This is a genomic window from Streptomyces liliifuscus, from assembly GCF_016598615.1.
In the GTDB taxonomy this organism is placed as follows: domain Bacteria; phylum Actinomycetota; class Actinomycetes; order Streptomycetales; family Streptomycetaceae; genus Streptomyces; species Streptomyces liliifuscus.
Window position 1 is genome coordinate 7807445 of sequence record NZ_CP066831.1, and the last position, 14126, is coordinate 7821570.

Consider the following 14126-nt stretch of genomic DNA (forward strand, 5'->3'; position numbering starts at 1 on the left):
GTTGCCCGCGCAGTTCCCCGCGCCCCTCAAAGACAAAAGCTGGGGCGCAGCCCCGCTTTTAGGGGCGCGGGGAACTGCGCGATCAGCCCCCATTGCCCCGCACCCGACGACCTGACCCCGAGCCGCTACTCCTTCTCGGGACCCTCGGGGAGCTCCGCCGCCAAGGCGGCCGCGGCCTGCACCAGAGGCAGCGCGAGCAACGCCCCCGCCCCCTCCCCAACAGTCACCCCGTGATCGAGAAGCGGCTCAAGGGCCATCCGGTCGAACGCCTTCGCCTGGGCGGGCTCACCACTGGTCTGCCCGGCCAGCCACCAGTCCGGCGCGCGGAACGCAACCCGCTGCCCGACCAGCGCGCACGCGGCCGAGACGACTCCGTCAAGGATCACCGGCGTCTTCCGCGCCGCACTCTGCAACAGGAACCCGGTGATCGCGGCAAGATCCGCCCCGCCCACCGCCGCGAGCAACTGCAGCTGATCCCCCAGCACGGGCCGAGCGCGACGCAGAGCGTCGCGAACCGCCGCGCACTTGCGCATCCAGGCGAGGTCGTCGATGGCCCGCCCCCCACGCCCGGTGACGACCGACGCGTCGGTACCGCACAGCGCCGCGATGAGCACGGCCGCGGCGGTGGTCCCTCCGACACTCACATCCCCGAGCACGACGAGATCGGTCCCGGAGTCCGCCTCCTCGTCCGCGACGGCGACCCCCGCGAGGAACGCGGCCTCCGCCTCCTCCAGGGTCAGCGCGTCCTCCACGTCGATCCGCCCGGAGCCGCGCCGCACCCGGTGTCGTACGACCTCGTCGGGCAGGCTCTCCGGCTCGCAGTCGAGGGCCATGTCCACCACGCGCACGGGCACCCCGAGCCGCCGGGCCAGCACCGAGACGGGGCTCGAACCGTCGAGCACGGCGCGCACCAGCTCGTCCGCGCTCCCCGCGGGCCGCGCCGACACCCCGAGTCCGGCGACCCCGTGGTCACCCGCGAACAGCACCACACGCGGACGCTCGATCGCCCGCACCGGCACGGCCGACTGCGCGGCCGCCAGCCACTCACCGAGATCGTCGAGGCGTCCCAGGGCCCCGGGCGGCACGACCTGCCGCTCCCGGCGCGCCTCGGCGTCACGGCGCACACCGCCGTCGGGGCGCTCGATCAGATCGGTGAAGTCGTCGAGATTAAGCGAGCTCATTCGCCGAACAGTACCGGCAGTGATCGGGCCGGTCTCCTGACGGTCGGTCAGTGCGCTGCACAGGGTCGTTGCATCGAAGATCGCTATCCCATACGTTCCGGTTTGCAGTGGATTGTCATACCGGTTTGTATCGACCGGTAGTAGCTCATATCAGCCTCTACAGGGTCGTACAGCGTCGGACCGGCAGGAGCAGACAGACCATGCCCCCCACACCCCCCACCCCCGCGACACCGCCCGCGCCAACCACACCCCCCGCCCAGCAGACCGTCGCCCGGCGCCGCGCCGCGTATCTCAGCGAACTCGCCCAGGGCACCGACCACTTCCACGAGCCCCGCCGGCCCGACTGCCCCTGGTGCGGCTCCCGACGGCTGCGCACCCGCCTGCGCACCCCGGACCTGCTCCAGCACAAGCCCGGCACCTTCGTCGTCGACGAGTGCGAGGACTGCGCCCACGCCTTCCAGAACCCCCGCCTCACCGCAGAGGGCCTGGCCTTCTACTACCGGGACTTCTACGAGGGCCACGAGCACCACGACACCCACGAGGGCTTCGCCGAGCGGATCCTGCGCACCCGCGCCGGACGCAGACGCCACGAGGCAGCCGCCCGCGCGATGCTCCCGTACCCCGAACCCGAGAGCTGGCTGGACGTCGGCACCGGCCACGGCCACTTCCCGGCGGCGGCCAAGGAGTTGTACACCTACACGTCCTTCGACGGGCTCGACCCCACCTCGCGCGTCGAGCAGGCGCGGACGGCGGGCCGGGTCGAGGAGGCGCACCACGGCCGGCTGCCCGACCTGGTCGACCGGCTGCGCGCCCGCTACGACGTGGTCAGCATGTTCCACCACCTGGAGCACAGCCCCGACCCGCGCGAGGAACTGCGCGCCGCGCTCGCCGTACTGCGTCCCGGCGGGCATCTGCTCGTCGAAGTCCCGGACCCGGACTGCGCGTTCGGCGCGCTGCTCGGCAAGTGGTGGGTGTCCTACTGCCAGCCGCAGCACCTCCACCTCATGCCGCTGCGCAACCTGCTCGACGAACTCGACGAGCTCGGCTGCACGGTCGTCTCCACCGACCGCCGCGAACCGCACATCCCGTACGACCTGACGGGCGCCCTCGCCCTCGCGATCGGCAACCGGCTGCCGGGCGGCGACGAGCCCTGGCGCCCGAGCCCGCCGACCGACCTCCAACGCACCCTCCGTACGGCCCTGACGAGGGCCACCACCCCGCTGCTGGCCTCCGCCTTCGCCCTGGACCACGTCCTGGCCCCGCTCCTGCGCCGCACCCGCTTCTCGAACGCGTACCGCATCATCGCCCGCAAGACGACGGGCAGGCCCTCCCTCCGGCCCGCGCCGGACCTTCCCCCTAACCCTTCAGAGTGAGCGCCTGCCCCGCCACCACCAGCAGCACGTGCTCGCACTCGGCCGCGAACGCCGCGTTGAGGCGGCCGAGTTCGTCGCGGTAGCGGCGACCGGAGGGGGTGGCGGGGACGATGCCGGAGCCGACCTCGTTGGAGACGGCGACCACCGTGCGACGGGTCTCGCGGACGGCGGCCGTCAGCTCCTCCACCCGGGCCCGCAGCGCACGCTCACCGCCCCCGCCCCACTCGTCGTCGTCCCACGCGTTCACCGAGTCCATCGCGTCCGTCAGCCACAACGAAAGACAGTCCACGAGCAGCGGCGCCCCCTCGTCCTTCAACAGGGGTACGAGGTCACAGGTCTCGGCGGTACGCCAGGAGCCGGGCCGCCGCTCACGATGGGCGTGCACGCGGGCGGCCCACTCGCCGTCCCCGTTCCGAGTCCCGCCGGTCGCCACGTACAGCACGTCAGGAAAGGCCTCAAGCCTCCGCTCGGCCTCCACGGACTTCCCGGACCGGGCCCCGCCGAGCACCAGGGTCCGCCTGGGCACATCGGGCACGTCCTCGTACACCCCCACGGTCAGCGTCGTACCGTCCGGCACCGCCCGTGCCCCCGCCGCCGCGAGCCGCCGCCGCAGCTCCCGGCCGGGCGGCACGTCGTGGTCGAGGTGCACCGCGATCACATCAGTGGCCGGCCCGACGGCCCCCGCCACCCGCAGCCGCGCCAGCGCGTCCGGCCGCCCGACGACATCGGCGACCACCATGTCGTACGTACCGGCCGCCTCCTCAAGCCCCGCGGGCGCCGCGCCCGGCGGCAGATACAGCAGCCGCTGCCCGTCGGGCCCCGTCACCGCGTACCCGGTGCCCGGCGCGTCCATCGGCACCGCGCGCACCCGATGCCCCGTCAGCAGCGCCAGCTCCCGCCCGTCCGGCACCCGCCCCGGCTGCGGCAGCCCCGCCGGCACCTCCACCGCGGGCCCGTTGTGCGGATGCGACAGCAACACCTGCCGCACCCCGCCCAACGACCGCCCGGCCCGAGCCGCGGCAAAGGCCGCCCCGGGCGTCAGATCCAGCAACAACGCCCCGTCCACCAACAAAGCGGCAGCCGCCCGAGCATCCACACCCAGCGCCACCGAACAAGCGGCACAGGGACAGTCGGGCCGAGGCAGCCCCGAGGGCCCACCGGTACCAAGCAAAGTAACTTCCACGACTCAGATTTTCCCGCGTCAACATGGCTCGTGCCCGTCAGGGGGGTACACGGGAGCGCGCCCCTCAAGGAGCGCGGGGAACTGCGCGACAAGCCCCCACCAACCCGAAGACAGCACACAACACTTCTCGACCTGCACCTTTGAACACCGGACAACCACCGAACCGCCTAGGCTGCAGGGCGAGAGCCCGATCTTGCTGGGAACTTTGGGAGGCTGACATGGCGGCATGGACGTGGCGGTTCGAGAAGGCCGACGGGACGGAAGTCCAGCCCGCGGTCCAGCCCGAGGAGTTCACCACCCAGGGCGACGCGGAGTCCTGGCTCGGCGAACACTGGAAGGCGCTGGCCGAGGCGGGGGCGGACCAGGTCCGGCTCTCCGAGGACGCCACGGAGATCTACGGCCCGATGAGCCTGCACGCAGAGGCTTCCTAGGCCGCCGTAGCCCATACGCGTGAGGGCCGCGGCCGTACGAACGACCGCGGCCCCCACGCCGCCCGCCTCGGTCCCGGTCGACGTCCCATCGCCGGAACACCCGCCGAGCAGGACCGCGCAGCAGCCGGCGATCAAGGGAAGGCGCCAGGCAGGACCGCGGACACGGGGATGGGGGCGGGGGCGGAGACGGGCAGGCGACGCGTCATCCATGCCCCGGGTCTTGCCTCGGGGCGGTGGATCCGGCCTGCGATGCGGGGCCGAACGCCGGGCCGAACAGGGGTCTCAGCCCCGTACGCCGCACAGGTGAAGCAGGGCCGCCACCCGGCGGTACGGATCCGTCCGGCCGGCCCGCTCCTCGGCGGCCAGCAGCGTCTCCACGTCGTCCGGGACGGCCGCGTCGTCCGCGGCGGTGTCCGTGAAGACCCGCACGCCGTACCAGGCGTGCAGCGGCGCCCCGATCCCGGCCAGCGTGCCGGTGAGCGCGTCGAGCCGGTCGGCCCGTACGTCGAGCCCGAGGCGGTTCGTGTACGCGCTGGTGTCGAACGACGCCAGGGTGCCCGCCCAGTCGCCGGCCAGCCCCGGCCGCATGGCCAGCGCGTCGGCGTTCCGTACGAGCAGGGAGAGCAGTCCGCCGGGGGCCAGCATCCGGGCGAGCCCGGCGAGGAGGGGGTCGGGCTCCTCGACGTACATCAGCACGCCGTGGCACAGCACCACGTCGAAGCTGCCCGGCAGGAAGTGGACCCCGGTGTCCCGACCGTCGCTCTCGACGAGCCGCACCCGGCTGCGGATCCCCTCCGGCTCGGCGGCGAGGCTCTCACGCGCGACGGCGATCATCGTGGAGTCCTGCTCGACCCCCGTGACCTGATGCCCGGCCCGGGCCAGCCGCAGCGCCTGCGTGCCCTGGCCCATGCCCACGTCGAGCACGCGCAGCCGCTGCCCGACGGGAAACCGCCCGGCTATCTGCTCGTCGAGCTGCCGGGCGACCAGTTCCTGCCGTACGACATCACGCAGGCCGCCCAGCTTGCTCAGCCAGGCATCGGCCGCGCCCCCCGCGAAAGATGCCGCGCTCAGGGCCGCTCTCCGCGCTTGACCTGCGGCTTCGGCAGCCGGAGGCGACGCATCTGGAGGCTGCGCATCAGTGCGTAGGCGACCGCGCCGCGCTTGGGCTCGTCCGGGTAGCGCGCGTTCAGCTGCTTCTTCATACGGATCGCGATACCGATCGAGTCGACCACGATCATCACGATCACGAAGAGCCACAGCAGCAGCGCCACGTTCTGCAGCTGGGCGATCTGGACCATGCTCAGGACGAGGATGATCACCGCCAGCGGCAGGAAGAACTCGGCGATGCAGAACCGCGAGTCGATGAAGTCGCGCGCGAACTTGCGCACGGGGCCCTTGTCACGGGCGGGCAGATAGCGCTCGTCCCCACTGGCCAGCGCCTCGCGCTGCTTCGCCATCTGGGTACGGCGATCGTCACGCTGCCGCTTTGCGGCCTCCTTGCGCGTCGTCGGCGTATTGGCCACGCTTCGGCGCTGGGACTGGGCCTCACTGCGCTTGGGCGTGGGCCGACCCTTGGGGGCCTGCGGGTCACGGGGCTGAGTGGAGTCGGTCACCGGCGCCTTGTCGGCGTGGGCCTTCTCATCCTTGGCACGGCTACGGAACACAAAACCCAAGGGTAAGGGGTACGGAGGCATGGACGTCAGCCGAGTGGGGAACGATCCGGCAACACCGGTCGTCTGTAGGGGGACAGAGGGGCCCGAAAAGGGGTGGCTGCCCACGGTTCTCCCGGCCGACCCCGGGACGAACCCAGGGGGACACCTACTCCCTACGCCGGAGCAAGATCATTCACAGTCGTCCTTGGGGATGAGCGCATCCGTCCCCGAACAGTGCGGTAATGGATGCAGGGCCCGTACTGTGGGTTCTGTTGCAGTCGCTGGAGCTGGAGTCCGTCAGAAGGGGGCGCGCGAAGCCCATGAGCGGTGTCATGAAGCGTATGGGGATGATCTTCCGCGCGAAGGCGAACAAGGCCCTTGACCGGGCCGAGGACCCGCGCGAAACCCTCGACTACTCGTACCAGAAGCAGCTGGAGCTGCTGCAGAAGGTGCGCCGGGGAGTCGCCGATGTGGCGACCTCCCGAAAGCGCCTGGAGCTGCAGCTGAACCAGCTCCAGAACCAGTCCTCCAAGCTGGAGGACCAGGGTCGCAAGGCGCTCGCGCTGGGTCGTGAGGACCTGGCCCGTGAGGCGCTGTCGCGCCGTGCCGCGCTCCAGCAGCAGGTCACCGACCTGGAGACGCAGCACCAGACCCTCCAGGGCGAGGAGGAGAAGCTCACCCTCGCGGCGCAGCGGCTCCAGGCCAAGGTCGACGCCTTCCGGACCAAGAAGGAAACGATCAAGGCGACGTACACGGCCGCCCAGGCGCAGACCCGGATCGGCGAGGCCTTCTCGGGCATCTCCGAGGAGATGGGCGACGTCGGCATGGCCATCCAGCGGGCCGAGGACAAGACCGCGCAGCTCCAGGCGCGCGCCGGTGCCATCGACGAGCTGCTCGCCTCCGGCGCCCTCGACGACTCCTCCGGGCTCGCCAAGGACGACATCCAGACCGAGCTCGACCGGCTCTCCGGCGGCACGGACGTGGAGCTGGAGCTGCAGCGCATGAAGGCCGAGCTGGCCGGCGGTTCCTCCTCCCAGCAGGCGATCGAGGGCGGCAAGGACCAGACTCAGTCCCAGCAGCAGCCGCAGGACACTCCGCGCTTCGACAAGCAGTAGCCGCAGGCAGTAGTCCCACGCCGAGGAGGGCGTCATGATCGTACGGATCATGGGGGAGGGACAGGTGAGGCTGGACGACGGCCACCTCACCGAACTGAACAAGCTGGACGACGAGCTCCTCGCGGAGATGGAGTCCGGTGACGAGGAGGGCTTCCGGCGCACGCTGGGGGCGCTCCTCGACGCGGTCCGCCGCCTTGGCGCGCCACTCCCCGACGCCGCCCTCGAACCCTCCGAACTGATCCTCCCGTCCCCGGACGCGACACTCTCCGAGGTCCGGGAAATGCTGAACGACGACGGCTTGATCCCCGGCTGACTTTCCTCGCCCCCGCCGCCGCCGAACCCCCAAAAGACTGCGCAGTTCCCACCGAACCCGCACCCGAAATCGCTGCGGACGGGGTCTGGGGCGGAGCCCCAGAAGGATGGGAACGGGTAGGGGCGGCGGGGGCGAAAAACGTCGGGCCAGGCCCGATTACCGGTGGCACCAGTTCCGCCCCCTGCAAGGGCCCCGTACCGTAAACAATCGTGAGCACACTGGAGCGCGCCCGGAACCGCCTGCGGGCATACCCGCTGGTGGTGGACGGCGCCCTCGCGGCAGCAGTCCTCGCCTGCATGGTGGTCGGCTCGTTCGCGGAGCCGAACGGCAGACACGGAGGCCCCAACTGGGGCACCCGCACCCCGGACCTCCTCAGCCTCACCCTCATGCTGCTGGCCGCGACCGCCCTGGTCTTCCGCCGAGGCCACCCCCTGAGGGTCCTCGCCGCGACGAGCGCCCTGTCGGTCGTGGAATTCGTGACGGGCGACCCCAGGGCCCCCGTGGTGATGTCCGCGGTCGTCGCCCTCTACACGGTCGCGTCGGCGACCGACCGGCCCACCACCTGGCGCGTGGGCCTCCTCACCATGACGGTCCTGACCGGCATCGCCATGCTCGCCGGCCCCCTGCCCTGGTACGCGCAGGAGAACCTCGGCATCTTCGCCTGGACCGGCATGGCCGCAGCCGCGGGCGACGCGGTCCGCAGCCGCCGCGCCTTCGTACACGCCATAAGAGAGCGCGCCGAGCGTGCCGAACGCACCCGCGAGGAGGAGGCGAGACGCCGCGTCGCCGAGGAACGCCTGCGCATCGCCCGCGACCTGCACGACGTCGTCGCCCACCACATCGCCCTCGTCAACGTGCAGGCCGGAGTGGCCGCGCACGTCATGGACAAGCGCCCCGACCAGGCCAAGGAAGCCCTCGCCCACGTCCGCGAGGCCAGCCGCTCCGCGCTCAACGAACTCCGCGCCACGGTCGGCCTGCTGAGACAGTCCGGCGACCCCGAGGCCCCCACCGAACCTGCCCCGGGCCTGCACCGCCTCGAAGAGCTCGTCGGCACCTTCCGCAACGCGGGCCTGCCCGTGGAGGTGGCCCGCACCGACCACGGCACCACCCTCCCCGCCGCCGTCGACCTGGCCGCGTACCGCGTCATCCAGGAAGCCCTCACCAATGTGCAGAAGCACGCGGGCCCCGAGGCGAAGGCCGAGGTCAGCGTCGTACGCGTGGGACCGAACGTGGAGATCACCGTCCTCGACAACGGGCCGGGCGACGACGCGGAGGCCCGTCTTGAAGAGAACGGCGGCCACGGACTGCTCGGCATGCGCGAGCGGGTCACCGCGCTGAGCGGCGTCTGCACCGCCGGACCCCGATACGGAGGCGGCTTCCGGGTCCATGCGATCCTGCCGGTCAAGAGCCGCACCGGAAGCACCGCGTCCACCGCGGCGGCATCCGCACCCGCACCCGCACCCAGCCCGGCGGCCTCGACCACGGCACCCACGGGGGACCCCGCATGACCATCCGCGTCCTGCTCGCCGACGACCAGGCACTGCTGCGCAGCGCGTTCCGCGTGCTGGTCGACTCCGAGCCCGACATGGAGGTCGTGGGAGAGGCCTCGGACGGGGCGGAGGCCGTGCGGCTGGCACGCGAGGAGCGGGCCGACGTCGTGCTCATGGACATCCGCATGCCCGGCACCGACGGTCTCGCCGCGACACGGCTCATCAGCGCAGACCCGGGCCTCGCCCACGTACGGGTCGTGATGCTGACGACCTTCGAGGTCGACGAGTACGTGGTGCAGTCGCTGCGTGCCGGAGCCTCCGGGTTCCTCGGCAAGGGCTCCGAGCCGGACGAGCTGCTCAACGCGATCCGGATCGCGGCGGGCGGCGAGGCGCTGCTGTCGCCGGCCGCCACCAAGGGATTGATCGCGAAGTTCCTCGCCCAGGGCGACGGCGATGACGACGACCGGGACCCCGGCCGCGCCGAACGCCTCGAAGCGCTGACCGTCCGCGAGCGCGAGGTCCTCGTCCAGGTCGCCGGCGGGCACTCCAACGACGAGATCGCCGAGCGCCTCACGGTCAGCCCGCTCACGGTGAAGACGCACGTCAACCGGGCCATGGCCAAGCTGGGAGCCCGCGACCGGGCACAGCTGGTGGTCATCGCGTACGAGTCCGGACTGGTACGCCCAAGGGTGGAGTGAGCTCCACCCGCACGTACTGCGGGCGCGGTATGCGCCGCATAAGGAACGGGACCTGGGGGCGACGGTCGGGGCCCCGGCCATGGCTCAGAGTGATAGGCGGACGCTCACATGAGCCCATTCCGCCGCTCCAAAGACTCAAGCCACAGAAGAGAGACCCGTCACCCATGTCCTGGCTGTCCCGCTTCAGCCTCGCCCAACGTGCCCTCATCGGGCTGATGTCGATCATCGCGCTCGCCTTCGGCGCGATAGCGATCCCTCAGCTCAAGCAACAGCTGCTGCCCACCATCGAACTGCCCATGGTGTCGGTGATCGCGCCGTACCAGGGCGCGTCCCCCGACGTGGTCGAGAAGCAGGTCGTCGAGCCCATCGAGGACAACCTCGAAGCGGTCGACGGGATCTCCGGCGTCACCTCCACGGCCAGCGAGGGCAACGCCCTGATCATGGCCTCCTTCGACTACGGCAACGACTCCGCCCGGATCGTCGCCGACGTCCAGCAGGCCGTGAACCGCGCCCGTGTGCAACTCCCGGACGACGTGGACCCGCAGGTCGTCGCCGGTTCCACGGACGACATCCCGACCGTGGTCCTCGCGGTCACCTCCGACAAGGACCAGCAGGCCCTCTCCGACCAGCTCGACCGCACGGTCGTCCCCGCGCTGAAGGACATCGACGGCGTCGGCCAGGTCACCGTCGACGGCGTACAGGACCTTCAGGTCTCGGTCACGCCCGACGACGCGAAGCTGGCGAAGGCCGGGCTGACCACGGCCGCGCTCGGCCAGGCCCTCCAGGCGGGCGGCGCGACCCTCCCGGCCGGTTCCTTCGACGAGGACGGCAGCAACCGCACGGTCCAGGTCGGCGGCGGCTTCACCTCGCTCAAGCAGATCCAGGACCTGATGGTCACCGGCGAGGGCGGCAAGAAGCCCGTACGCCTCGGTGCCGTCGCCACCGTCGAGGAGGAGCCCGCCAGGGCGGACTCCATCACCCGTACCGACGGCAAGCCCAGCCTCGCCGTCTCCGTCACCATGGACCACGACGGCAGCGCGGTCGCGGTCTCCGACGCCGTTCAGGACAAGCTGCCCGGCCTGCGCAAGGATCTCGGTTCCGGCGCCACGCTGACCGTCGTCAGCGACCAGGGCCCGGCCGTCTCCAAGTCCATCAAGGGCCTGACCACCGAGGGCGCCCTCGGTCTGCTCTTCGCGGTCCTGGTCATCCTGGTCTTCCTGGCGTCGATCCGCTCGACGCTGGTCACCGCGGTCTCCATCCCGCTGTCGGTCGTCCTCGCGCTGATCGTGCTGTGGACCCGCAGCGAGTCGCTCAACATCCTGACGCTGGGCGCCCTGACCATCGCCATCGGCCGGGTCGTCGACGACTCGATCGTGGTCCTGGAGAACATCAAGCGGCACCTCGGCTACGGCGAGGAGCGCCAGGAGGCGATCCTCAAGGCCGTACGCGAGGTCGCGGGCGCGGTCACCTCCTCGACGCTCACCACGGTCGCGGTGTTCCTGCCCATCGGTCTGACCGGCGGCATGGTCGGCGAGCTCTTCGGCTCGTTCTCCCTCACCGTCACGGCGGCCCTGCTGGCCTCGCTGCTCGTCTCGCTGACGGTCGTACCGGTGCTCTCGTACTGGTTCCTGCGCGCCCCCAAGGACGTGCGCGGCATCGACCCGGAGGAGGCGCGCCGCAAGGCCGAGGAGAAGGAGGCGCGCAGCCGCCTCCAGCGCCTCTACGTGCCCGTGCTGCGCTTCGCGACCCGCCGCCGCCTCACCAGCGTGGCGATCGCGGTGGTCGTCCTCGTCGGTACGTTCGGCATGACGCCCCTGCTGAAGACGAACTTCTTCGACCAGGGCGAGCAGGAAGTCATCACGGTCAAGCAGGAGTTGAAGCCCGGCACCAGCCTGGCGGCGACCGACGCAGAGGCCAAGAAGGTCGAGAAGATGCTCGACGGCGTCAAGGGCGTCGAGGACTACCAGGTCACGGTCGGCTCCTCCGGCTTCATGGCCGCGTTCGGCGGGGGCACGGACACCAACCAGGCCTCCTACACCGTCAAGGTCGCCGACTCGGCCTCCTTCGACGACGTCCAGGACGGTATCGAGGAGGGGCTCGGCAAGCTCTCCGGGATCGGTACGACGACGGTCGCGGCCGGTGACGGCTTCGGCAGCCAGGACCTGAGCGTCGTGGTGAAGTCGGCCGACGCCGCCGTACTGCGCGAGGCCGCCGAGGAGGTCCGCGACGCGGTCGCCGGGCTCGACGACGTCACCGACGTGACGAGCGACCTCGCCCAGTCCGTGCCGCGGATCTCGGTCAGGGCCAACGACAAGGCCGCCGCGGCCGGGTTCAACGACACGACCCTCGGTGCGGCCGTCGCCCAGGCGGTGCGCGGCACCACCAGCGGCAAGGCGATCCTGGACGACACCGAGCGCGACGTCGTCATCAAGTCGGCGAAGCCGGCCGAGACGCTGTCCGAGCTGAGGAGCCTCAGCCTCGGGTCCGTGAAGCTCGGTGACATCGCGACGGTGAAGCTGGTCGACGGGCCGGTCTCGATGACCCGTATCGACGGTCAGCGCGCCGCCACCATCTCGGCGAAGCCGACCGGTGACAACACGGGAGCGGTCAGCGCCGACCTCACGGCCAAGCTCGACAAGCTGAAGCTGCCGGCCGGTGCCACGGCCGCCATCGGCGGTGTGTCCGAGGACCAGGACGACGCGTTCGCGTCCCTCGGCCTCGCGATGCTCGCGGCGATCGCGATCGTCTTCATGCTGCTGGTCGCGACCTTCCGGTCGCTGATCCAGCCGCTGATCCTGCTCGTCTCGATCCCGTTCGCGGCGACGGGTGCGATCGGTCTGCTGGTCATCACCGGTACGCCGATGGGTGTGCCGTCGATGATCGGCATGCTGATGCTCATCGGCATCGTCGTGACCAACGCGATCGTGCTGATCGACCTGATCAACCAGTACCGCAAGCAGGGCTACGGGGTTGTCGAGGCCGTGGTGGAAGGCGGTAGGCACCGCCTGCGCCCGATCCTCATGACGGCCCTGGCGACGATCTTCGCCCTGCTCCCGATGGCCCTGGGCATCACCGGCGAGGGCGGCTTCATCGCCCAGCCGCTGGCGGTGGTGGTGATCGGCGGTCTGATCACCTCGACGCTGCTGACCCTGCTGCTCGTGCCGACGCTCTACGCGATGGTCGAACTCCGCAAGGAGCGCCGCGCGAAGAAGAAGGCCACGAAGCGGGAGGCTGCCGCCGAGCGGGAGGCAGTGGGGGTATAGGTCACCGATTGCGCAGTTCCCCGCGCCCCTTTTCAGGGGCGCGGGGAACTGCGCAGTCTTTTAGGGGCGCGGGGAACTGCGCGACCAGCCACAGCGGCCCCGCAGACGAAGCCCAGCCCGTCCGGCGGAGCCCTACGGCAGCGCCAGCATCCGCTCAAGCGCCAGCTTCGCGAACTGCTCGGTCTCCCGGTCCACCTCGATGCGGTTGACGAGATTGCCCTCGGCCAGGGACTCCAGGGTCCAGACCAGGTGGGGCAGGTCGATGCGGTTCATGGTCGAGCAGAAGCAGACCGTCTTGTCGAGGAAGACGACCTCCTTGTCCTCGCTCGCGAAACGGTTCGCCAGCCGCCGTACGAGGTTCAGCTCCGTGCCGATCGCCCACTTGGAACCGGCCGGAGCCGCCTCCAGGGCCTTGATGATGTACTCCGTGGAGCCGACGTAGTCCGCGGCCTCCACGACCTCGTGCTTGCACTCGGGGTGCACCAGCACGTTCACACCGGGGATCCGGGCCCGCACGTCGTTGACCGAGTCGACGGAGAAACGGCCGTGCACCGAGCAGTGGCCCCGCCACAGGATCATCTTGGCGTCACGGAGCTGCTCGGCCGTGAGCCCGCCGTTCGGCTTGTGCGGGTTGTAGAGGACGCAGTCCTCCAGGGACATGCCCATGTCGCGGACGGCGGTGTTGCGACCCAGGTGCTGGTCGGGCAGGAACAGCACCTTCTCGCCCTGTTCGAAGGCCCACTCCAGGGCCCGCTCGGCGTTCGACGAGGTGCAGATCGTGCCGCCGTGCTTGCCGGTGAACGCCTTGATGTCCGCGGAGGAGTTCATGTACGAGACGGGCACGACCTGCTCGGCTATCCCGGCGTCGGTCAGCACGTCCCAGCACTCGGCGACCTGCTCGGCGGTGGCCATGTCGGCCATCGAGCAGCCGGCGGCCAGGTCGGGCAGGACGACCTTCTGGTCGTCGGAGGTCAGGATGTCCGCCGACTCGGCCATGAAGTGCACACCGCAGAACACGATGTACTCGGCCTCGGGGCGCGCGGCGGCGTCCTTGGCCAGCTTGAAGGAGTCACCCGTGACATCCGCGAACTGGATGACCTCGTCGCGCTGATAGTGGTGGCCGAGGACGAAGACCTTGCTCCCGAGCTTCTCCTTGGCCGCGCGGGCGCGCTCGACCAGGTCCGGGTCGGACGGCGAGGGCAGGTCACCGGGACATTCGACGCCGCGCTCGCTCCTGGGGTCGGCCTCACGGCCGAGGAGCAGCAGGGCGAGGGGCGTCGGCTGTACGTCGAGCTCCTGGGTCTGGGCGGTGGTCACGACACGCACCCTTTCTGTTCTGCGGCCCGCTTGGATCGACCGGCTGGAACGATCAAGCAGAACAAGCCTTTTCGTCGAAATGACGTTATCTATCATAACCGCTTCATGTC

Annotated in this window: 12 protein-coding genes; 7 read left to right on the plus strand and 5 right to left on the minus strand. The window is 70.7% G+C overall.

Annotated elements, in window-relative coordinates; genetic code table 11:
• Window positions 1-125: 125 nt before the first annotated feature.
• The gene (gene cobT, locus JEQ17_RS33585) at window positions 126-1181 is read right to left on the minus strand and encodes a nicotinate-nucleotide--dimethylbenzimidazole phosphoribosyltransferase (protein WP_200398756.1); all 1056 of its coding nucleotides are present in this window, start codon (window positions 1179-1181) and stop codon (window positions 126-128) included.
• 200 nt (window positions 1182-1381) lie between these two features.
• On the opposite strand from cobT, the gene JEQ17_RS33590 reads away from it, so the two are divergent.
• Window positions 1382-2554 (plus strand): class I SAM-dependent methyltransferase, encoded by a 1173-nt coding sequence (locus JEQ17_RS33590; RefSeq protein WP_200398757.1) that lies wholly within the window; start codon window positions 1382-1384, stop codon window positions 2552-2554.
• On the opposite strand, the gene JEQ17_RS33595 is transcribed toward JEQ17_RS33590, so the two are convergent.
• Entirely contained in the window at window positions 2538-3737 is a 1200-nt protein-coding gene (locus tag JEQ17_RS33595; protein WP_200398758.1) for a bifunctional adenosylcobinamide kinase/adenosylcobinamide-phosphate guanylyltransferase, read from the minus strand. The genes JEQ17_RS33590 and JEQ17_RS33595 overlap by 17 nt on opposite strands.
• A gap of 218 nt (window positions 3738-3955) precedes the next feature.
• On the opposite strand from JEQ17_RS33595, the gene JEQ17_RS33600 reads away from it, so the two are divergent.
• On the plus strand, window positions 3956-4168 hold the full coding sequence (locus tag JEQ17_RS33600) for a hypothetical protein (RefSeq protein ID WP_055618417.1): 213 nt from the start codon (window positions 3956-3958) through the stop codon (window positions 4166-4168).
• Window positions 4169-4450: 282 nt separating this feature from the next.
• On the opposite strand, the gene JEQ17_RS33605 is transcribed toward JEQ17_RS33600, so the two are convergent.
• Entirely contained in the window at window positions 4451-5155 is a 705-nt protein-coding gene (locus JEQ17_RS33605; RefSeq protein ID WP_143632796.1) for a class I SAM-dependent methyltransferase, read from the minus strand.
• 80 nt (window positions 5156-5235) lie between these two features.
• Entirely contained in the window at window positions 5236-5862 is a 627-nt protein-coding gene (locus JEQ17_RS33610) for a DUF3043 domain-containing protein (protein WP_143631134.1), read from the minus strand.
• Between the two features lie 278 nt (window positions 5863-6140).
• Between JEQ17_RS33610 and JEQ17_RS33615 the strand changes: the two genes are divergently transcribed.
• From JEQ17_RS33615 to JEQ17_RS33635, 5 genes are all read left to right on the plus strand, one after another.
• Window positions 6141-6935 carry a PspA/IM30 family protein gene (locus JEQ17_RS33615; RefSeq protein WP_055618414.1) on the plus strand — a complete coding sequence of 265 codons (795 nt, stop codon included), beginning with the start codon at window positions 6141-6143 and terminating at the stop codon, window positions 6933-6935.
• A gap of 34 nt (window positions 6936-6969) precedes the next feature.
• Window positions 6970-7248: a PspA-associated protein PspAA gene (gene pspAA / locus JEQ17_RS33620; RefSeq protein WP_143631130.1), complete on the plus strand. Its 279-nt coding sequence runs from the start codon at window positions 6970-6972 to the stop codon at window positions 7246-7248.
• A 209-nt stretch (window positions 7249-7457) separates the two neighbouring features.
• Entirely contained in the window at window positions 7458-8756 is a 1299-nt protein-coding gene (locus tag JEQ17_RS33625) for a sensor histidine kinase (protein WP_200398759.1), read from the plus strand.
• Window positions 8753-9436 carry a response regulator transcription factor gene (locus JEQ17_RS33630; RefSeq protein WP_200398760.1) on the plus strand — a complete coding sequence of 228 codons (684 nt, stop codon included), beginning with the start codon at window positions 8753-8755 and terminating at the stop codon, window positions 9434-9436. The genes JEQ17_RS33625 and JEQ17_RS33630 overlap by 4 nt, the downstream gene beginning before the upstream one ends.
• A gap of 164 nt (window positions 9437-9600) precedes the next feature.
• Complete coding sequence (locus JEQ17_RS33635) at window positions 9601-12699, plus strand: efflux RND transporter permease subunit (RefSeq protein ID WP_200398761.1); 3099 nt, start codon at window positions 9601-9603, stop codon at window positions 12697-12699.
• A 132-nt stretch (window positions 12700-12831) separates the two neighbouring features.
• Here JEQ17_RS33635 and nadA read toward each other — a convergent pair whose 3' ends face one another.
• Window positions 12832-14016 (minus strand): quinolinate synthase NadA, encoded by a 1185-nt coding sequence (gene nadA, locus JEQ17_RS33640; protein WP_200398762.1) that lies wholly within the window; start codon window positions 14014-14016, stop codon window positions 12832-12834.
• Window positions 14017-14126: the final 110 nt, after the last annotated feature.